14 protein-coding genes are annotated in these 20,221 nt (G+C 59.4%); 5 read left to right on the top strand and 9 right to left on the bottom strand.

From position 1 onward, the window contains the following. Window positions 1-27: 27 nt before the first annotated feature. The 3 genes from GGQ73_RS00480 to GGQ73_RS00470 are packed head-to-tail and all read left to right on the top strand — an operon-like array spanning window position 28 to window position 3,614. Window positions 28-1,584 carry a sugar ABC transporter ATP-binding protein gene (locus GGQ73_RS00480; RefSeq protein WP_234910830.1) on the top strand — a complete coding sequence of 519 codons (1,557 nt, stop codon included), beginning with the start codon at window positions 28-30 and terminating at the stop codon, window positions 1,582-1,584. After that, window positions 1,574-2,608 (top strand): ABC transporter permease, encoded by a 1,035-nt coding sequence (locus GGQ73_RS00475; protein ID WP_183893098.1) that lies wholly within the window; start codon window positions 1,574-1,576, stop codon window positions 2,606-2,608. The genes GGQ73_RS00480 and GGQ73_RS00475 overlap by 11 nt, the downstream gene beginning before the upstream one ends. 1 nt (window position 2,609) lies before the next feature. After that, complete coding sequence (locus GGQ73_RS00470; protein WP_183893096.1) at window positions 2,610-3,614, top strand: ABC transporter permease; 1,005 nt, start codon at window positions 2,610-2,612, stop codon at window positions 3,612-3,614. A gap of 140 nt (window positions 3,615-3,754) precedes the next feature. On the opposite strand, the gene clpB is transcribed toward GGQ73_RS00470, so the two are convergent. From clpB to GGQ73_RS00440, 6 genes are all read right to left on the bottom strand, one after another. Further along, on the bottom strand, window positions 3,755-6,373 hold the full coding sequence (gene clpB, locus GGQ73_RS00465; RefSeq protein ID WP_183893094.1) for an ATP-dependent chaperone ClpB: 2,619 nt from the start codon (window positions 6,371-6,373) through the stop codon (window positions 3,755-3,757). A 1,507-nt stretch (window positions 6,374-7,880) separates the two neighbouring features. Beyond that, window positions 7,881-8,774, bottom strand: a complete 894-nt coding sequence (locus GGQ73_RS00460; protein ID WP_183893092.1) for a DUF4167 domain-containing protein — start codon at window positions 8,772-8,774, stop codon at window positions 7,881-7,883. Window positions 8,775-9,150: 376 nt separating this feature from the next. Then, window positions 9,151-10,020, bottom strand: a complete 870-nt coding sequence (prmC, locus tag GGQ73_RS00455) for a peptide chain release factor N(5)-glutamine methyltransferase (RefSeq protein WP_183893090.1) — start codon at window positions 10,018-10,020, stop codon at window positions 9,151-9,153. Beyond that, window positions 10,017-11,096, bottom strand: coding sequence for a peptide chain release factor 1 (gene prfA, locus GGQ73_RS00450; protein ID WP_183893088.1), 1,080 nt, complete (start codon window positions 11,094-11,096; stop codon window positions 10,017-10,019). Before prfA ends, prmC begins: the two co-directional genes overlap by 4 nt. Window positions 11,097-11,125: 29 nt before the next feature. Beyond that, window positions 11,126-13,393 carry a phosphoenolpyruvate--protein phosphotransferase gene (ptsP, locus tag GGQ73_RS00445; RefSeq protein ID WP_174155834.1) on the bottom strand — a complete coding sequence of 756 codons (2,268 nt, stop codon included), beginning with the start codon at window positions 13,391-13,393 and terminating at the stop codon, window positions 11,126-11,128. A 169-nt stretch (window positions 13,394-13,562) separates the two neighbouring features. Further along, on the bottom strand, window positions 13,563-14,840 hold the full coding sequence (locus tag GGQ73_RS00440) for an aspartate kinase (protein WP_174155833.1): 1,278 nt from the start codon (window positions 14,838-14,840) through the stop codon (window positions 13,563-13,565). Window positions 14,841-15,197: 357 nt separating this feature from the next. Between GGQ73_RS00440 and GGQ73_RS00435 the strand changes: the two genes are divergently transcribed. Next, the gene (locus tag GGQ73_RS00435; protein ID WP_183893086.1) at window positions 15,198-17,045 is read left to right on the top strand and encodes a DEAD/DEAH box helicase; all 1,848 of its coding nucleotides are present in this window, start codon (window positions 15,198-15,200) and stop codon (window positions 17,043-17,045) included. Window positions 17,046-17,099: 54 nt separating this feature from the next. Here GGQ73_RS00435 and GGQ73_RS00430 read toward each other — a convergent pair whose 3' ends face one another. Beyond that, the gene (locus GGQ73_RS00430) at window positions 17,100-17,954 is read right to left on the bottom strand and encodes an SH3 domain-containing protein (protein ID WP_183893084.1); all 855 of its coding nucleotides are present in this window, start codon (window positions 17,952-17,954) and stop codon (window positions 17,100-17,102) included. A gap of 206 nt (window positions 17,955-18,160) precedes the next feature. Here GGQ73_RS00430 and ubiG point away from each other — a divergent pair, with 206 nt between their 5' ends. Then, entirely contained in the window at window positions 18,161-18,907 is a 747-nt protein-coding gene (gene ubiG, locus GGQ73_RS00425; protein WP_183893083.1) for a bifunctional 2-polyprenyl-6-hydroxyphenol methylase/3-demethylubiquinol 3-O-methyltransferase UbiG, read from the top strand. 4 nt (window positions 18,908-18,911) lie between these two features. On the opposite strand, the gene GGQ73_RS00420 is transcribed toward ubiG, so the two are convergent. Both GGQ73_RS00420 and GGQ73_RS00415 read right to left on the bottom strand, forming a co-directional pair. Further along, window positions 18,912-19,340 (bottom strand): DUF1178 family protein, encoded by a 429-nt coding sequence (locus tag GGQ73_RS00420; RefSeq protein WP_183893081.1) that lies wholly within the window; start codon window positions 19,338-19,340, stop codon window positions 18,912-18,914. Continuing rightward, on the bottom strand, window positions 19,337-20,197 hold the full coding sequence (locus tag GGQ73_RS00415; RefSeq protein WP_174155828.1) for a carbon-nitrogen hydrolase family protein: 861 nt from the start codon (window positions 20,195-20,197) through the stop codon (window positions 19,337-19,339). The genes GGQ73_RS00420 and GGQ73_RS00415 overlap by 4 nt, the downstream gene beginning before the upstream one ends. Window positions 20,198-20,221: the final 24 nt, after the last annotated feature.

Genomic DNA, 20,221 nt, shown 5'->3' with positions numbered 1-20,221 from the left:
CTTGCGCGATTTTTTGGGAGATCTGTCATGGCTTACGCTCTTGAAACGAACAAGGATGCGCTCGCGCCAGACGCTGCGATCATTCGCTTTGAAAATATCTGCAAGGCTTTTGGTGGCGCCCAAGCGCTCGATCATGCTTCGCTCAGCGTCAAGCCGGGGACTGTGCACGGGCTGGTCGGGCAAAACGGGGCGGGTAAGTCCACGCTCATCAAGCTGCTTGCCGGGCTCCACGCGGTCGATAGCGGGGTGATCGAAATCGATGGCAGGGCCTATGACCGGCTCTCCCCGCATCTGGTGGAACGCCTCGGCATCCATTTCATCCATCAGGATCGGCTTCTGGTGCCCAGTTTCACCGTCGGCGAAGCACTGTTTCTCGGTCGTGAGCCACGCATCGCCGGCACGCCGTTTCTCGACCGGAGATTGATGCGACGCCGGGCAGCGGAGACACTGGAACGCTATTTCGGAGTGAGATTACAGACCTCCGCCTTGATCTCCGATCTCACGGCAGCGGAAAAGCAGATTGTTCAGATCACGCGTGCGCTGATGGATAATCCCAAGGTTCTGGTCTTCGACGAGCCGACAGCAGCGCTGGTGCGACAGGAGGCCGACTTTCTCTTTGATCTCATTCGCAAGCTTCGCGCCGACGGGATCACGGTCATCTATATCTCCCACTATCTTGGTGAAATCATTGACATCTGCGACACGGTGACCGTGTTGCGTAACGGTCGCGATGTCGCAACATTGCCCGTTTCAGCGACGTCTGCCTCTCACATCGGCACGCTGATGGTGAACCGGACGATTGATGAGCTGTACCCTAAGGCCGAGGCGGTTCTTGGGGAAACACTCCTTGATGTGGAAGCGCTGGGGCTTACGGCCAAGTACCGCGATGTCAGTTTCCGTTTAAGGCGCGGCGAGGTTATCGGTTTGACCGGTTTGGTTGGATCGGGCGCGAAAGAACTGATCCGCTCGCTGTTTGGCCTTGAAAGACCGTCCGCTGGATCAATCCGGGTGCTTGGAGAAAGTGTGTCTCTGACATCGCCTGCAAAAGCCACCACACACAGGCTTGCCCTCGTGCCGGAAGATCGCAGGCGTGATGGCGTTGCGCCGGATATGACACTTGGCGAAAACATGACGCTTGCCAGCCTGGGTCGTTTTTCGGGTCTGGGCTTCTTAGACAGACGCAAAGAGCAAAAGCATGCCATTGATCTCATAGCGCGTTTGCACATCAAGGCCGATGGCGCCGATGCGCTGGTCCGCACGCTTTCGGGCGGCAACCAGCAGAAGGTTGCGCTGGCAAAATGGCTCAGCCGCCAGTCGGAAATTTATTTGCTGGATGAGCCTTCGGTGGGTGTGGATATAGCAGCCAAAGTCGAGATCTACACTCTGATCAGTGAATTGGTAGGGCGCGGCGCGGGTGTCATTGTCCTGTCTTCAGATATCGAGGAACTGCTCGGCATCACGGATCGAATCTTGGTGTTCTATCGGGGCCGCATCACACGGGAGTTCCAGTCATCCCAGACAAGCCCGCAGCACGTGCTGGCTGAGGTAACGGGCGCTTTGGAAGGGCATGGCCATGGTCGCTGATACATCCTATCCGGCAACTGTCGTGTTTGATGATCCGGATGCCGTCGTTTCGGCCAGAATTGGCCTGTCGAAGCGTTTTGAAATTCTGTTTCTGCGTGGTGGCGCACTGGCCGTTTTCGCGCTTGTGTTCGGATATTTCTCGCTGGCAACACCATTCTTTTTTTCCGTCGGAAACCTCGGCAATATTCTGTCGCAATCGGCTATCGCGGGTGTGCTTGCCATCGGGTTGACCGTTGTTTTGATCGCGGGGGGATCGAATGTCGTCAAAGGCGGTATCGATCTGTCACTTGCTGCCAATATGGGGCTGAGTGCGGCGGTCTATGCCACGCTTTTGCAGGCCGGTCATGGTGATAGTGTGGCGGCTGCTGGTGCTCTAGGCGTGGGTTTGCTGATCGGCCTGGTCAATGCTGTCGCTGTTACAGTCGCCGGGATCGCACCTCTTCTTGCGACCTTGGCGGTGATGAACATCGTTGCGGGTCTGGAACTCGTGCTCACACAGAACACGGTTATATCAGCGTCCTCGGATGTCCTGTCTGTCTTTTCCGGCTACGGTCCTCTCGACATTCCGATTCTAGCCTACATATTTGTGATCGTTACCTTTTTTGTAGCCGCAATCGTGCAATACACACCTCTTGGTTTGCGGCTTTACGCGGTGGGAGAGTTCCCCGAAGCGGCGAGGGCATCGGGCTTGAGGGTCAACCGCTTCATTGCCGGCTCGTTTCTTGCCAGTGGCTTTTGCGGCGGTATGGCGGGTATTCTGTCGGTATCGTACCTGAGCGGAAGCACGACCGGTGCAGGCGAAATGTTATTGCCGGTGGTCGTCATTGCGCTGTTGGGTTCAGTATTTTCACGACGGCTCGTGCCAACAATCCCCGGCACATTCCTGTCAGCGGTCTTCATCGGATGCCTCGTCAACGGCTTTCAGCTGCTCAACATTTCCAGCACATTGGTCAATGGTATCCAAGGGGTCCTGATCCTGCTGGTGGTGTCTGCCACAACCATTCTGCGCAGGGAGAACCGCTAAGATGGCATTTCAATCCACATCTCTTCCAAAGACGGAAACACGGGCGCGAGCCCAGTCTTCCGTCGTCGTGCGATACGCATTGCCGATCCTCCTTCTGGCGGTCTTCATCCTGTTTTCCTATGGGGCACCAGGATTTCTGACATCAGCCAATCTGACGAGCCTGCTTGTCAACAATTTCACGCTGCTGGCCATCACGGCAATCGCCATGACATTCGTGGTCGCGTCGGGTGGTATCGACCTTTCGGTTGGTACATCCATCGATTTCGCCAGCTTCTTCTTCGTGTCCCTCGTCCTGGCCGGTCAGCCTGTCTGGGTTGCCGCCTTGGGCGGGCTTTTGGGCGGCGGGCTGGTCGGCGTGTTCAATGCTATTCTGATCTCTGGAATCGGCATTTCACCGTTTCTGGCAACGCTCGGCACGCTATTTGTCGGGCGTAGTATCCAGCAGCTTGTGACCAATGGCGGAAACCCGGTCTATCTGCCGCCTGCGGCGATCCCGGATGCGTTCAAGGCTCTTGGTCATGGCAATCTTCTCGGCATTCCTGTTCCGCTTGTCATCGCCTTTGTCGTTATCGTGGGTGCATGGGCTCTCCTGTCTCAAAGCCGGTTTGGCAGGGTCGTGATCGCCTCGGGCATTCAGGCGAGTGTGGTGCGCTATTCGGGAATTCGCTGGTCGCTGCAGATTGCCATAACATACATCGTCGCAGCTCTGATTGCCGCATTGGCCGGGTTGATCGTTACCTCGACGGTCACCGTCTATATACCCTCATCCGGCAATGCATTTCTGCTCAACGCCATCGGCGCGACCTTCATTGGCACGACCCTTAATCCTCATGGCCGCCCAAATGTGGTGGGAACCGTGCTGGGTGTGCTGCTGCTGAGCATCGTTGCCAACGGCCTCCTGCTATCGGGCCTCAATTTTTACTGGCAACAGGTGGCCACCGGCGGACTGATTTTTCTCGTGCTGGTGGCCGGTGAGGCCAATCGTCGGGCCTTGGAGCGTCACTAAGCTTTTCCGCCTTCAAGAAAGCACGCCACCGACGGCTACCGCTCGGAACCATCCATGTGCCGCGATTGCCCACCAAAAAATCACCGGGTTTGTAGGCCGTCCAGGGGGCTCCATCGCTGAAGCCCCCCCTTCTTGTTTCGTCATGCCGCGTCGGCAGTTTCAACATCCAGCCGTGGCGGCTTGACGTTGAACAGCAGCCTGTCGGTGCCGGAGGTTACCTTGACCCGCGAACCGTCGGGGATTTCGCCGCTGAGGATGAGTTCGGCGAGGCGATCCTGGACGTTTTTCTGGATGACGCGCTTGAGAGGGCGCGCACCATAGGCGGGGTCGTAACCCTTGTCTGCCAGCCAGTTGCGCGCATCCTCATCGAGGTCGAGCAATATCTTGCGGTCACTGAGCAGAGCCACAAGACGATGCAGCTGGATTTCGACAATGGCACCCATTTCGTTGCGGTGCAGCCGGTGGAACAGAATGATGTCGTCGATGCGGTTGAGGAACTCCGGACGGAAATGACCGCGCACGCGTTCCATCACCAATTCCCGCACTGAACCGACGTCGTCATTGTCGCCCATCTGCGTCAGGAACTCGGAACCGAGGTTTGAGGTCATGATGATGATGGTGTTCTTGAAATCGACAGTGCGGCCTTGTCCGTCGGTCAGACGGCCGTCATCCAGCACCTGCAGCAGGACGTTGAAGACGTCCGGATGCGCCTTTTCGATCTCGTCGAACAACACGACCTGATAAGGGCGACGACGAATGGCCTCCGTCAGTGCGCCACCTTCTTCATATCCGACATAGCCCGGAGGCGCACCGATCAGTCGGGCGACGGAGTGTTTCTCCATATATTCCGACATGTCGAGGCGAACCATGGCGGTCTCGTCATCGAAGAGGAAGCGCGCCAGCGCCTTGGTCAGCTCGGTCTTGCCGACACCCGTCGGGCCGAGGAAGATGAAGGAGCCGATGGGACGGTTCGGATCCTGCAAACCGGCACGGGAGCGGCGAACCGCCTTGGACACGGCCTGAACCGCCTCGCCTTGACCAACCACCGACCTGGCAAGCTCGTCTTCCATCCGCAGCAATTTTTCACGCTGACCTTCCAGCATCCGGTCGACCGGAATGCCCGTCCAGCGAGAGATGACATGGGCGATATTATCCGCCGTCACCACTTCCTGAACCATGGATGCGGCACCGCTGCTGTCGCGTTGTTCCGCAACGGAAAGGTCCTTTTCAAGGCCCGGAATGATGCCATAGGTCAACTCGCCAGCGCGTTGGAACTGACCGCTGCGCTGGGCCGTCGCCAATTCGTTGCGGGCTTCATCCAACTGCTTCTTCAGATCTGCGGCCAGGCCGAGCTTCTGCTTTTCCGCCTGCCAGCGGGCCGTCAGCGCATCGGCCTTTTCTTCCGTGTCGGCCAGTTCATCCTCGAGCTTCTTCAACCGGTCAGCAGACGACGTGTCTGTTTCCTGCTTCAGAGCTTCCCGCTCGATCTTGAGCTGGATGATGCGGCGATCCAGTTCGTCCAGTTCTTCCGGCTTGCTGTCCACCTGCATGCGAAGACGCGAGGCGGCCTCGTCCATCAGATCGATGGCCTTGTCCGGCAGGAAGCGGTCGGTGATGTAGCGATTGGACAGCGTGGCAGACGCCACCAAAGCCGAATCCGAAATGCGGACCTTGTGGTGCTGTTCGTATTTTTCCTTCAGGCCACGCAGGATCGATATCGTATCCTCGACCGTTGGCTCGCTGACGATGACGGGCTGGAATCGACGGGCCAGCGCCGGGTCCTTTTCGACATGCTTGCGATATTCATCGAGCGTGGTGGCGCCGACGCAATGCAGCTCACCGCGCGCCAGAGCAGGCTTGAGCAGGTTGGACGCATCCATTGCACCATCCGCCTTGCCCGCGCCGACCAGCGTGTGCATTTCATCGATAAAGAGAATGATGCCACCAGCCTCGGCCTGTACTTCATTCAAGACAGCCTTCAGGCGCTCTTCGAATTCACCGCGATATTTTGCACCGGCAATCAGCGCGCCCATATCGAGCGCCATCAGCTTCTTGTCCTTGAGACTTTCCGGCACATCGCCGTTAATGATGCGCAAGGCCAGACCTTCGGCGATCGCCGTTTTACCGACGCCGGGTTCACCGATGAGCACGGGGTTGTTCTTGGTGCGACGCGACAGCACCTGCATGGTGCGACGGATCTCGTCGTCGCGACCGATCACGGGGTCAAGCCGACCGTCCTGCGCTTCTGCCGTCAGGTCGCGCGCATATTTTTTAAGCGCGTCAAAGCCCTGTTCGGCATTGGCGCCATCAGCCGTGCGGCCTTTCCGGATGTCGTTGATGACCTGATTGAGCGCCTGCGCGGTGACACCGGCCTTCTTCAACGAGGCGGATGTCGATGCGGATGTCTCGACGGACAGCGCCTGCAACAACCGCTCAACGGTGACGAAACTGTCGCCAGCCTTCTTGGAGATATCTTCGGCGGTGGAAAAAACCTTGGCAAGCGGTGCCGTCAGCGACAGGCCGCCATTGCCACCGGAAACCTTCGGCAACTTGGCAAGCGCGGCATCATTGGCCAGCCGAGCCTCCTTGGCACTGCCGCCAGCGCGCTCGATCAAGGCTGCCGCCATGCCCTGGTCATCGTCCAGAAGGACCTTCAAGACGTGTTCCGCCGCAAATTGCTGGTGGTTTTCGGCAAGCGCAAAGGACTGCGCCGATTGCAGGAAACCGCGAACACGTTCGGAATATTTTTCGATATTCATCTCATAACTCCTTTTACCGCCCTGCCCGTCTTCGGCACAGTTTGGAATGTTAGGGTTGAGGCTCCCTGAAGCGGCGAGCCCCGCTACGACAACAGGCTTTTTGGATTGGCCGTTACCGCCTTGAGTGGAAGACGTTGCTGCATGTCCCACCCTGATGGGCTTGATATGGTATGGAATTTTGCTGGTTTAAAGAGGCGGCTAATGGGGGTGTGTTGATTTTTTGGCGTGGGAGCAAGATCGCCCCCTCTGCCCTGCCGGGCATCTCCCCCGCAGGTGGGGAGATCGAATCGCGGCTAACTCTCGCTCGTCTTGAACGTTGAAGATGAGGCGGCTGCGTGCTCCCATAGCCATCCTGTCAAAAATCCCGGCCAGCCTTTTGCGCAGGCTTCGCCGTTCACGCGGCAGCATCTGCCCGTGGTGTGCTCTTTTTCTCTCGGTCCACAGCCTTATCGGCCATGGTATGTCGGACGGGGCGCTGCAAGCTGCCTCGTTGGGGTAGTCTAATATTGGCACCTTTCAGCGCCCCGTTCAGCGGTTTGTGCCCGCCAGCGATCCTCTTGCCACGGCTGGCGCATCCCGGATGGCAAAGGGCCGAAACCCTGCCGGTTCACCGGTCGGACATGTTCAAGGTCCAACCCTTCACCTCCGGGCGGCGGGTGCTTCGTTGCCGAAACATCCCGCCAGCCAGTTCGGCCGCACCTGCCCGTTCTCCCCCTTCGAGGATGCCGGGCAGATGCAGCGTTTGCCTGTGTACCGCCTCACTTTCGCTTCAAACTCCTCACGGTCGCGTTCGACCAGGAGCCGATGAGCTGTCGGTACACCCGGCGGCGGGCGGACAGGAGCGGCAATGCCTGGATCTCGAAACCCGTCAGGATATTCGAGGCAGGCATGCCGATCCGGTCCGAACATCGGGAGCGGTGCACCGGCCGGTCCGAAACCGGTGCCACGCCCCACCCGTTGCCGCCGGGGGGATTCGCTGCCGGACCCCGGCGATGAGGGGTTGCGTACCCCCTCACCACCAGCGCCGGTTCCGCCTCGCCGCAACGCCTTGCGGTGTATCCGAGGGCGGAACGGGACCAGTGTGCGGGCGATTCGCACGCCGTGGAGAAAACTGCGGGGTGTTTTTTGCTGTTTTTTGCGGTTTTCGGGTAAGGTATTGATTTGGTTGGGAAGTAATTTTGATGAGGGTCTGAATGTGCCGCTCGCCCCCCTCTGCCCTGCCGGGCATCTCCCCTACAAGGGGGGAGATCAGCTGGGGGCGGGCTCATTGGCCGTCTTGAACGTCGCAGCTGATCCCACACGGTCTCATGGTGATGAAGGCGTAGGTGAGCGCTCCCTCCGCCTGGACGAAAAAAACCCCGGCACGCCGGGGTTTTCAAATGAGAGTGTACCGAAACGTCTAGAGCGTTTGCGCTTTTCTTCGAATTGTAAAAACGCTCTCAACCTTTGTTCTGGCGCCTTTCCGGACGGAAAACCGGTGTCCCCTTTTCCTGGAAAGGCTTTAAGCCTATTCGGTTACTTTTTCGAGCGCCGGGGCGTCGCCACCCTCTGAGCCTTCCGGCGCGGCTTCGCCATCTTCGCTGCCTGCCGTGCGGCGGGGGCGACGGGGGCGCGGTGTCGTGCTGCGGGCGCGGCGTGGGGCCCGCTCGGTCGCAGCAGCATTTGCCTGCGATTCCTCTTCGACGGCCACCTCTTTCGGTGTGCCTTCGATGATCGGCTGCGGAGCAGAACTCGCGTCGTAAACAGGTGCATTCACGACCGGAGCGGCGGCAACGGGAGAAACAGCGTTCTCATCCTGCGCTTCGCGCGGCTGGCGTTCCTGGCGGGCGGGCCGCTCACGACGGTCGCGGCGTTCGTTGCGGTCCTGGCGCTCAGGACGATCCTGACGTTCGGAACGCTCAGGGCGATCCTGCCGCTCGGGCTGGTCGTTGCGCTGGGGCTGATCGTTGCGCTGCGTACGCTGCTGGTCTGGCTGATCATGCGAGGCGGGCATGGAGATCATGACGTCGTCGTTATCATCGCCGTCTATCTCATCACCATCACGGTCCTGCTGGAATTCCCCGCGCTCATCGCGCTGGAAACGTTCCTGCATCTGGGCCTGCGCGGAGGCAATGATGCGGTTATAATGCTCAGCGTGCTGCAAATAGTTTTCGGCCATGACGCGGTCGCCAGAGCTTTGAGCATCACGTGCGAGTGTGGCGTATTTTTCAGCTATGTGCTGGGCGGTGCCACGGATTTTAACGTCCGGGCCGGAACTGTCATAGCTTCTGGTGAGCGGATTGCCGCCCTTGCGGTTGAAGTTGTTATTACCGCCACCATTGCTGCTGCCGCCACCACCGCCGCCATTGTTGTTGCTACCACGCCCACGGCCGCGCTTGTTTTGCTGCTGTCCTGGCCTCATCAATTGCTCACCTGAATTCTGTTTTTCTGATAATTTCGTTGTTACGATGCAATAACGGAAGGACGCATATCAAAGTCCGGTTTTCCGAAATTGCTCCCATTCCGCGACTTGCACCAAAGGACAAGACTTCGCGTGTATGCCCGGATGCGCAAATGCTGCATCGAGCCGCCTGCGAACAAAGTTTCCTGAATCACATGCCGGGAATGCCCAGCCTTCAGGGTTTCCACAAAAACCCGCTTCGGGACTGATCCATACCCAGGCGAATCTAATTCCGCCTTCAGCCACCCAGCATGTGGCGGCAAACTAGCCCGCTTCCTGCGGAAAACCAAGCCTTTTCTTTTGCTGTGCAAAATATCCTTGCACAAAACCAATATCGCTATTGCACTTTCTGTCTGGAAAAGATCAAGGCGCGGTCGTTACTGCCATAGTCCTTCACCGCTTGCAGACATTGATAGCCGTGAGCCACGAAAATGGATGTGACGTCGGTTTTCTGATCATAGCCGATTTCCAGCCCGATCAACCCGCCATCTTCCAGAAAATCCACAGCTTTTTCGGCAATGGCACGGTAAGGTTCAAGACCGTCCTCGCCACCATCGAGCGCGGCTACAGGATCGAAATTACGCACGTCCCGATCCAGGGTTCGAATGACATCGCGCTTTATATAGGGCGGGTTCGACACGATGATGTCAAAGCGCCCGTCAATGTGGTCGAACCAGTTGCTTTCGACGGTCTGGAACCGCTCATCCAAACCATGACGTTGCGCGTTTTGACGCGCCGTCTGCATGGCATCCCGCGAGATGTCGCTGCCGATACCCGTAACGTCCGGGCATTCGTGAAGCAGCGCCAGACAGATGGCGCCGGTGCCAATGCCCATGTCGAGAAGCCGCGCATGGCCTTTGTCCTGAACGATGCGCCGCAGATGGGGCAAAACAGCATCCACCAGCACTTCCGTATCCGGTCTGGGTTCCAGCGTGCCGGAAGACAGGGTGAAATCGAGACCGTAAAATTCGCGGTGCCCGAGAATGCGGTGAACAGGCTCGCCCGTTGACCGACGCTCGGCCATGATTGCGACCTGCGCTGCCTCATCATCGCTCACCAAACGGCTGCCGCTCAGCACGAAATCCGTCAGCGAAAAGCCGATGACCTCGCCGATCAGCAACCGCGCATCGCCAAGAGGATCGGAGATGGCCGCGGGCTCCAGCCGCTTTCGCGTCCGTGCGACCAGCGCATCGACCGTCAGTGTCACTGTTGCTCGCCCAGCTGGGCCAGTTGGCCTGCCTGATAATCGGCGATCAGGGCATCGACCATTTCATCGATATCGCCTTCGATCATGCGGTCGAGCTTGTAGAGCGTGAGATTGATGCGGTGATCCGTCACGCGTCCCTGCGGGAAGTTGTAGGTACGGATGCGCTCTGAGCGATCTCCCGAACCGACCTGGCTTTTGCGGTCAGCGGACCGTTCATTATCGACCTTCTGGCGCTCGATATCGTAAAGCCGCGAGCGCAGGACCTGCATGGCTTTTGCCCGGTTCTGGTGCTGCGACTTTTCCGATGAGGTGACAATGAGGCCGGTGGGCAGATGGGTGATGCGCACAGCCGAGTCCGTCGTGTTGACGTGCTGGCCGCCGGCACCCGAGGCGCGCATCGTATCGATGCGGATGTCTTCGGCACGGATTTCAATGTCGATCTCTTCGGCTTCCGGCAAAACGGCGACGGTGGCCGCCGAGGTGTGGATGCGGCCGCTGGCCTCGGTATCGGGCACACGCTGGACACGGTGAACGCCGGATTCGAACTTCAATTTGGAAAATACGCCGCGCCCGGTGATGGTGGCGATGATTTCCTTGTAGCCACCCGCCTCGCCTTCGCTGGCAGAGAGCGTCTCGACCTTCCAGCCCTTGGTGCTGGAAAAGCGTTCATACATGCGAAACAGATCGCCTGCGAAAAGAGCGGCTTCCGAGCCACCGGTTCCGGCACGGATTTCGACGATGGCGCTTTTCTCGTCGGCTGCATCCTTGGGCAGAAGAAGGATCTGCATGTCTTTTTCGAGCTGCTCTATGCGCTCGTGGAGCGCAGGCAGTTCCTCTTCGGCCAGATCGCGCATGTCCTTGTCGACAGACCTGTCTGCCAGGATCGCGTCCAGATCAGATGTTTCGGCCAGCGCCTTTTCGTATTCGCGAATGGTTTTGACGACCGGCTGCAGTTCCGAATATTCCGAGGCGAGCTTGACGTAGACGTCTGCGGCCGGGCCGGACGCCATGCGCGCTTCGATTTCACCGAAGCGACGCTCAAGCTCACGCATTTTTTCGACGGGGAGCTTGGCCACCTGTCATGCACTCCAATTTCTGTTGGCTCTCAGATAGGGATAGAATGGGCCGCCGCAAAGCGCAAAAGCAGCTGGCGTGGACTTTCCACCGACTTTTGGTCGTCCAGCGATGCTTCCAGCGCCTCCGACAAGGTCGCCACATCCAGCCCCAGCAACATGGCCTTGACCGGGCCGATGGACGTGGGGGACATGGAAACCGAGCGGAAGCCCAGCCCGATCAGGGCCATGGCAGACAAGGGCTTGCTGGCCATTTCGCCGCACAGCGTGACCTTGGTCTTGTTGCGAATACCGGCGCGAACGATATCGCGCAGAATGCGCAGGAAGGGTTTGCCGAGATTGTCGAACCGATCCGACACGCGCGCATTGCCGCGATCCACCGCCATGGTGAACTGGAAAAGATCGTTGGAGCCGACCGACACGAAATCAACCTCCGCCATCAACTCATCCAGCTGCCACATCAGCGAGGGCACTTCGAGCATGGCGCCGAATTGCAGCTTGCGCGGCAGGGAATGGCCGAATTTCGACAGGTGCTGCACTTCCTTCTGGAACAGCTCACGTGCGGCGCGGATTTCAGCCACTTCGGTGATCATCGGCAGCATGATGCGCAGTTCGGCACCCGACGCGGCGCGCAGCAGTGCACGCATCTGGGTGCGCATCAGGCCGGGACGATCCAGCGACAGGCGGATGGCGCGCCAGCCGAGGGCCGGATTTTCCTCTTCCTGACCGCGCATGTAGGAGACGACCTTGTCGCCACCGATATCCAGCGTGCGGAAGGTGACCGGCTTGCCCTTGGCATTGCGCAGAACGCTACGATAAAACGCCTCCTGCTCCTCGCCCTTGGGCATGGTCGAGGCGATCATGAATTGCAGCTCGGTGCGGAACAGGCCGATACCGTCTGCACCGGACTCTTCCAGTTGCGGCAAATCGACCAGAAGCCCGGCATTCATTTTCAGATCGACGCGCACGCCGTCCTTGGTGACCGGCTCGACATCGCGCAACGCCCGGAACTGTTCCTGACGCTTGGCCCGCAGCCGCACCTTTTCCTCATAGGCCCGCTGCAAATCCACGACGGGACGCAAATGCACCTTTCCGTCATCGCCATCGATGATGATCGGATCATTGTTCTCCGCCAGCGCCACGATGCCCGCGACCTGCCCGATGATGGGAATGCCCATGGCACGGGCAACGATGACGACGTGGCTGGTGACCGCGCCGTCCTCCAATACGAGACCGCGCAGCTTTTCACGCGGATAATCCAGCAGTTCGGCAGCGCCCATGGCGCGGGCCAGCACGATGGCGTCGGCCGGAAAATCCTGCTCCGGTCCACGTCCGCCATAGCCGATCAACTGGCGCAGCAGGCGGTTGGCCAGATCGTCGAAGTCGTGCATCCGCTCGCGCAAATAGGGGTCCGTCAGGCGCATCATCCGCGCCTTGGTGTCGCTCTGGACCTTTTCGACAGCAGCTTCCGCCGTCAGACCGTTGCGGATGGCCTCTTCCATGCGCCGCACCCAGCCCTGGTCATGAGCGAACATGCGGTAGGTTTCCAGCACCTCGCGGTGCTCACCTTCAGTGGCGACATCACGGCGATTCAACATGTCATCGATGGACAGGCGCAGCGAACCGATGGCTTCCGCCAGGCGATGGGTTTCCATCTCCGCGTCTTCGTTGAGGAGATTGGTGACGACGATGCGCGGATCATGCAAAACAACATGACCGAGGCCAAGACCTTCGCCATAGGCATCTCCATCGATGGAGACGGCCCGCGTCAGGTCCAGCTCGACGCCGGGACGGGTTATGGTTTTCAATTCACCGCTCGCTACGATTTCAGCAATGAGCATCGCGGTGGTTTCGAGTGCCTCAACTTCATCCTCCCGGTAGGTTCGGCTGGTCTTGTTCTGAACGACAAGAACGCCAAGAGTGCGACCGGATCTCAAAATCGGCACACCCAGGAAGGAATGATAAATTTCTTCACCGGTTTCAGGGAGATAGCGGAAAGCGGGATGGGCCTGCGCATCGGAAAGATTGAGCGGCTGGGCGGATGCGGCGATGGTGCCGACAAGACCCTGCCCCATTTTCAACTGGGCGAGATGGACTGCGTCCTTGTTCAGACCCTCGGTGGCATAGAGCTCGAGAACGCTGTCGGAACGCAGCACGTAGACGGAACACACCTCCGCCACCATGTTACTGGCAATTTGCCGGACAATCTGGTCGAGGCGCTCCTGCGGCTCAAGATGCTCCGCCATCATTTCGCGAAGCCGCTTGAGAAGAACACGTGGACCTGCAGATAGGTCTCTCATCGCGTGTGCTCCCTGACACCTTCACATGCGGGGCGAGATGACCCGCGTGGAAGAACCCACCAAAACAAAGCCTGCACAGCAAGCCGGACGGCAGGGATGCGCAGTCGATTTACCGTCGATCAATCATCGTCTCCACAAGAATCGGATGACGTGTACCGACGTTACAGAATCAACTCTTATCCAGACCGTAGGCAGAATGCAAAGTACGAACTGCAAGTTCCGCATAGGCGCCGTCAATAAGAATGGAAATCTTGATTTCCGACGTCGTGATGGCCTTGATGTTGATATTTTTTTCAGCAAGTGCCTTGAAAGCACTTGCGGCAACACCGGCGTGGCTGCGCATGCCGATGCCGATGACCGACACCTTGGCAAGACCGGTCTCATTCTGAACGACATCAAAGCCGATCTGGCTCTTGTTGTCTTCCAGAACCTTGATGGCCTTTGGCATGTCGCCGGAGGGAACCGTAAACGTCATGTCGGTGCGCGAGCCATCTTCAGAGATGTTCTGTACGATCATATCGACATTGATATGGGATTCGGCCAAAGGTCCGAAGATGGCAGCGGACACGCCCGGCCGATCTGACAAGCGGCGCAGCGAGATTTGTGCTTCATCCTTGGCATAGGCGATGCCGGTTACGACTTCCTGTTCCACGATTTCTTCCTCGTCACAAATCAAAGTACCGGGCGGATTGATAAGGTCACCCATGCCCGGCGCATCGGGATCCTCGAAACTGGAGCGCACGAAGGTCCGAACCTTGTGCACCATGGCAAGCTCGACGGAGCGAACCTGCAAAACCTTTGCGCCCAAGGATGCCATTTCCAGCATTTCCTCGAAGGCGACCTTCTTCAGGCGGCGCGCCTTTGGCACGATGCGCGGATCGGTGGTGTAGACACCGTCGACATCGGTATAGATGTCGCAACGATCTGCTTTCACCGCAGCGGCGATGGCGACGGCTGAGGTATCCGACCCGCCGCGACCGAGCGTCGCGATACGGTTATCCGGCCCAAGACCCTGGAAACCGGCGACGACAGCGACCTGTCCCTCGCCCATGCGGCGAACGATATCGGAACCGTCGATTTCGAGGATTCGGGCAGCACCGTGGGCATTATCGGTGCGGATGGGAATCTGCCAGCCCTGCCACGAGCGGGCATTGACGCCCATCGATTGCAAGGCGATGGCCAGAAGGCCCGAGGTGACCTGTTCGCCGGAGGCGACGATGGCATCGTATTCGCGCGCGTCGTAAAAGGATGTTTCCTTTGAACCGGCAACCTTGGGCGTGTTCTGAACCCATTCCACCAGCTCGTTGGTCTTGCCGGACATGGCGGAGACGACAACGGCCACTTCATGGCCAGCGTCCACTTCGCGTTTCACATGCCGTGCGACATTGTGAATGCGTTCGAGATTTGCGACGGATGTGCCGCCGAATTTCATGACAATGCGAGCCATAGTGTGACCAGTACCATCCCATTTTACCGCCTGATATGACGGACAAGAGCCCAACCCAGTCGGCCCCTCGTAGAAACAAGGCCTCAAGTTGCGGGTCTCATAGCGAAAAGGCATGGTCCACGCAATGCCGTTTATGGACCGGGCGGTACGCCTTTTTTTCAGGGGTGAAGCTCTCACAAGCACCATTCGATGCGACGAGCGTACCGCTTTGGTCTGTACAAACGCGCCTATCCGCAGTATGAGCGCGTCAATTCAACTGGCTGAATGGCCAAAATGGCCGGTATCGGCTGCTTTATGACCCTTATGATCTAATGGTTTCGAGCGGATGCAGGCAGCCCAATATCCGAAAGACGGTAGATGACAGAAACCCAGGGTATCGCCCCGGCGATTGCACAGGCGTTGGAAAAACGCGGCTACAAAGATTTGACCCCTGTTCAGAAGGCCATGCTTGCCCCTGAACTGGACGGACAGGACGCGCTGGTTTCCGCCCAGACGGGCTCTGGCAAGACCGTTGCCTTTGGCATGGCCATTGCGCCGACGCTGCTTCAGAAGAACGGCCGTTTCGGCCAGGCCGGAGCGCCACTGGGCATCGCCATCGCCCCGACCCGCGAACTGGCCATGCAGGTGATGCGCGAGCTGGAGTGGCTCTACGAATTCACTGGCGTTTCCATCGCATCCTGCGTTGGCGGCATGGACATCAGAGCCGAGCGCCGTGCGCTGGAGCGCGGTGCCCATATTATCGTCGGCACGCCGGGACGCCTTTGCGACCACATCAAGCGCAAGGCGCTGGACCTGTCGTCCATTCGCGCCGTGGTGCTGGATGAGGCCGACGAAATGCTGGACCTCGGTTTCCGCGAGGATCTGGAATTCATTCTCGAAGAATCGCCATCCGACCGCCGCACCCTGATGTTTTCGGCCACCGTTTCGCGCAGCATTGCCAAGCTGGCCGAAAGCTACCAGAAGAATGCCGTGCGCGTGGCCACGACATCCGAACAGAAGCAGCATGTCGACATCGAATACCGCGCCATGGTGGTGTCGCCGTCCGACCGCGAAAACGCCATCATCAATGCGCTGCGCTTTTACGAAGCCCGCAACGCCATCGTGTTCTGCTCGACCCGCGCCGCCGTCAATCATCTTACGGCGCGTCTGAACAATCGCGGCTTTTCCGTCGTGGCTCTGTCTGGCGAATTGAGCCAGAACGAACGGACACACGCACTGCAAGCCATGCGTGACGGCCGTGCCCGCGTTTGCGTGGCAACCGACGTTGCCGCACGCGGTATCGACCTGCCGGGTCTGGAACTCGTCATCCATGCCGATCTTCCGACCAATTCCGACACGCTTCTGCACCGCTCCGGCCGCACCGGTCGCGCGGGCCAGAAGGGTATCAGCGCCATCATCGTACCGATGAGCCAGCGCCGCAAGGCGGAACGGCTGCTTGAAGGCGCCAAGGTCAGCCCGGCCTGGGTTCGCCCGCCATCTGCCGAGGAAATCACCCAGCGGGATGGCGAACGCCTGCTGGCCGATGCGTCGCTGACCGAGAATGTTGGTGATGACGAGCGCGATTTCGTGACAAAGCTGCTGGAACAGCATGGCGCCGAAAAGGTCGCGGCTGCTTTCGTGCGTCTCTACCATGCGGGTCGTTCCGCACCGGAAGACATCGCCGAGGTGTCGCTGGATGGTAGCCGCAAGCCACGCCGCGACGGTTTCGAGACCGTTGAAAACAATGAGCCGCGCCGGGATCGCTCGGACTTTTCCGACAGCGGATGGTTCACGCTATCGGTCGGTCGCAAGCAGAATGCCGAACCACGCTGGCTTATTCCCATGCTGTGCCGCTTCGGCAAGCTGACGCGTCAGGATATCGGCGCGATCCGCATGCAGCAGACCGAGACCTACGTGGAACTGGCCGCCGATGCGGTTGACCGTTTTACCTCGGCGCTCGGCAAGGACATGATGCTGGAAAAGGGCATCCGCGTGAAGGCCATGGACGGCAAACCCGACATGACCGGCGGAGCGCGCGAAGACACGCGGCCGTCAAAGCCGCAGCGGAAATTCGCTGAAAAGTCCTCGGCTGGCGGCGAGCGTCGCACGGACGACAAGCCCTGGAAGAAAAAGGCAGCGCCTGCCGGTGACAGACCGGCACAGTTCGATGGCAAAAAGGACAAGCCTTTCGAAAAGCGCGCGCCTAAGAAAAAAGATCGCAGCTAACAAAAACCCGGCGGAGATGATCCGCCGGGTTTTTTCGTTATAGTGTTGGATCCATCAAGGCTGCGGGCAACCGGGAGACCCGACGATGCAACCGAACTGCTGACCACCCTGTGCGGGCGGTTGTGGCTGGAGCTGAGGCGCCTGTGGCGCCTGTGGCTGTACCTGATTGGTATCTGGGCGACGACGGCCTTCCTCGGCTTGACGGCGCTGCGTCTCATCATTCTGGAAATCACGGTTGCGACCTCTGTTGTCGTCGCGGTCGCGATCACGGTCGCGATTGTCGTTGTCCCAACGCTGGCGGTCGTTATCACGATCGCGCATCGGCGGACGCTGGCGATCGTTCTGGTCCCAATCGCCGTAGCGCTCCTCCCAGCGGCCATCATTGGGCCCGCGGCCCCGCTGGTTGTCACGCCAGTCATCACGGCCGCGCTGGTCACGCCAATCGTCGCGCGGACGCGGGCGATCGTATCCCGCACGGGGTGGCGGGGCGTTCCAATAACCACCCGACGGGCGGCGCCAACGGTCACGCTCGCGGTAGAAATCTCGGTCGCGGTAATAACGGTCCCAGTAGCGTCCCGCTTCGAAGGTGATGATCGGCACGCCGAGATCACGATAATAGCGTGGCTCTACATAGACCCGGTTCTGCCGGTAGACTGCCTGGACGTAACGTCCGGCTACCCAGCCACGGCCATAGCTGAACGACACGTCGCACCAGGGCGTATCCGACAGGCAGCCATGAATCGTCAGCGGCGCGCCATTGGGGATGACGACGACGGCTGGATAGGCGGTGCTGGGACCGGACCGCATGTTGACGTTGGCGGTGGAAAACCCTTGCGTCGCAGCTTGCGCCAGCGCCGGGGCGGCGACAAGCGCGAGCAGCGCAAAGGCACCAAACAGTTTCTTCTTCACGTTTATTCTCCCTCAAGCAAAGGCTTGGTCGCCGTTAGAGGCTTTTAACTCTTTGAAAATACGCGCACGATGATGAACGCAGCATGAAACGAAAGACCCATTATAACGGTTCCCTCACGCCGCATACCGAAGCCTTGGCAGCGCCGCCCCTTGACTTCGCCGGTCAAGCATCCGACTTCAGGGATAAATGAGAAGGAGCACGACCCATGAGCGAAGCCGCAAAGACGACCGTCGACCAGAGCGAAGTGGACAGGTTCTCCGCCATGGCTGCCGAATGGTGGAGCCCGACGGGCAAGTTCCGGCCCTTGCACAAGTTCAACCCGGTTCGCCTGGAGTATATCCGCAACCGCGCCTGCGAAAATTTTGGCCGTGACCCGAGAGCAAACCGACCGCTTGAAGGCCTGCGCGTTCTCGACATCGGCTGCGGTGGTGGTCTGCTCTCCGAACCCATGGCGAAAATGGGCGCTACCGTTGTGGGGGCCGATCCCTCTGAAAAGAACATCGGCATTGCCTCCACGCATGCCCGGGAAAACAACGTCGATGTGGACTACCGCGCGGTGACGGCAGAGCAGCTGTTCGAGGCTGGCGAAACATTCGACATCATTCTCAACATGGAGGTGGTCGAGCATGTGGCCAATGTCGATCTGTTCGTCGGCACCTGCGCCAAGATGGTGCGCCCCGGCGGGCTGATGTTTGCCGCCACCATCAACCGGACGCTCAAGGCGCGCGCGCTGGCGATCTTTGCGGCCGAGAACGTGCTGCGCTGGTTGCCGCGCGGAACGCATCAATACGAGAAGCTGGTGCGCCCTGACGAGCTGGAAAAGCCGATCGTTGCCAACGGCATGCAGGTCATCCACCGCACAGGCGTGTTCTACAACGTCCTACAGGATCGCTGGAACCTCTCGCCGGACATGGATGTGAACTACATGATCCTGACCAAACGTGCCGCCTGACGCATCAGTTGACATCATCCGGCAGAACGGGGAGCGGCGCAACCGCGATGCCCTCCTCAATCAGCGCCTTGGCTTCCTGCGGTGACGCCTGCCCGATGATGCCGCGTTCTTCCGTTTCACCATAGTGGATCTTGCGCGCTTCTTCGGGGAACTTGTCGCCGACGTCTTCAGCATTCCCACGAATGCTGGCCAGTGTTTCCCTGATCTTAGCAAAGGCCTGTTTCTGGGCCGTATCCATGGCCAGCGTTCGCGTCGCCTCCTTCTCCCCCGCGGTGGAGACGGAAGGGGCCATCAACATCTTGCCGACCTTGGGCGAACCGCAGACCGGACAGGCGATCAAGCCGCGGGCCAGTTGCGCATCGTAATCCGCGCTGCCGGAAAACCAGCCTTCGAACGCATGTGCTTTTTCGCAACTGAGCGCGTAGCGGATCACTGAGCCTGCGCTCCCAGCACGACGGTATTTCTCACCATATCGAGATCGAACTCACGGGCATTCCTGAGATTGGGAATTTTGCCCCGCGCACCGGAGACGGCGGTCGGATCGATATCCGCCAGCACGATCTCCTCGCCTTCACCGCCTGCGATCGCCAGCACCTCACCCCAGGGATCAACGATCATGGAGTGACCGAATGTTTCGCGTCCGTCCTCATGCACGCCGCCTTGCGCAGCGGCGATAACGAAGGCACCGTTTTCGATGGCACGGGCGCGCAGCAGTATCTCCCAATGCGCCTGACCCGTTTGCTTGGTGAAGGCTGCGGGAACGGTCAAAACCTCTGCTCCGGCCAGCGCTTCTGCACGAAACAGGGTCGGGAAGCGGACATCGTAGCAGATCGCAAAGCCGAACTTCGCCAAGGCCAAATCCGCGACGCGGGCTTGCCTGCCGGGTTCATAGGCCGAACTTTCCCGCCAGCTTTCGCCATTGTCGAGATCGACGTCGAACATATGGATCTTGTCATAGGTGCAGATCCGCTCGCCGTCGGGCGCAAACAGGAAGCCGCGATTGGCGATCTTGCCGTCTGTGCGGGCAATCGCCGTGGAGCCGACATGGACGTAGATGCCGAGTTCGCGCGCAAGCTTTGCCGCTGTCAGAACGATGATGTCGCCCTTCTCGTCCTTGAGGCAAGCCCGGAGGGCATCTCGGTCCTTCTGGATCGCGCCGGTCATTTCCGGTGTCTGCACATAGACAGCGCCCTGCTCAGCCGCCGCGCGAATGAGGCGCTCCATCGTGTCAGCGTTTGCCTTGGGATTTGTGCCCGAGCACATCTGGAGTGCGGCAGCCCTGAAACTCATCTGCGTCTTTTCCTGTTCGTCTTT

Origin of the sequence: Rhizobium skierniewicense, assembly GCF_014196515.1 — a bacterium.
GTDB classification, from domain to species: domain Bacteria; phylum Pseudomonadota; class Alphaproteobacteria; order Rhizobiales; family Rhizobiaceae; genus Agrobacterium; species Agrobacterium skierniewicense.
Note: the sequence above shows the minus strand (reverse complement) of the source record. Positions and strands in the feature narration are given on the sequence as shown.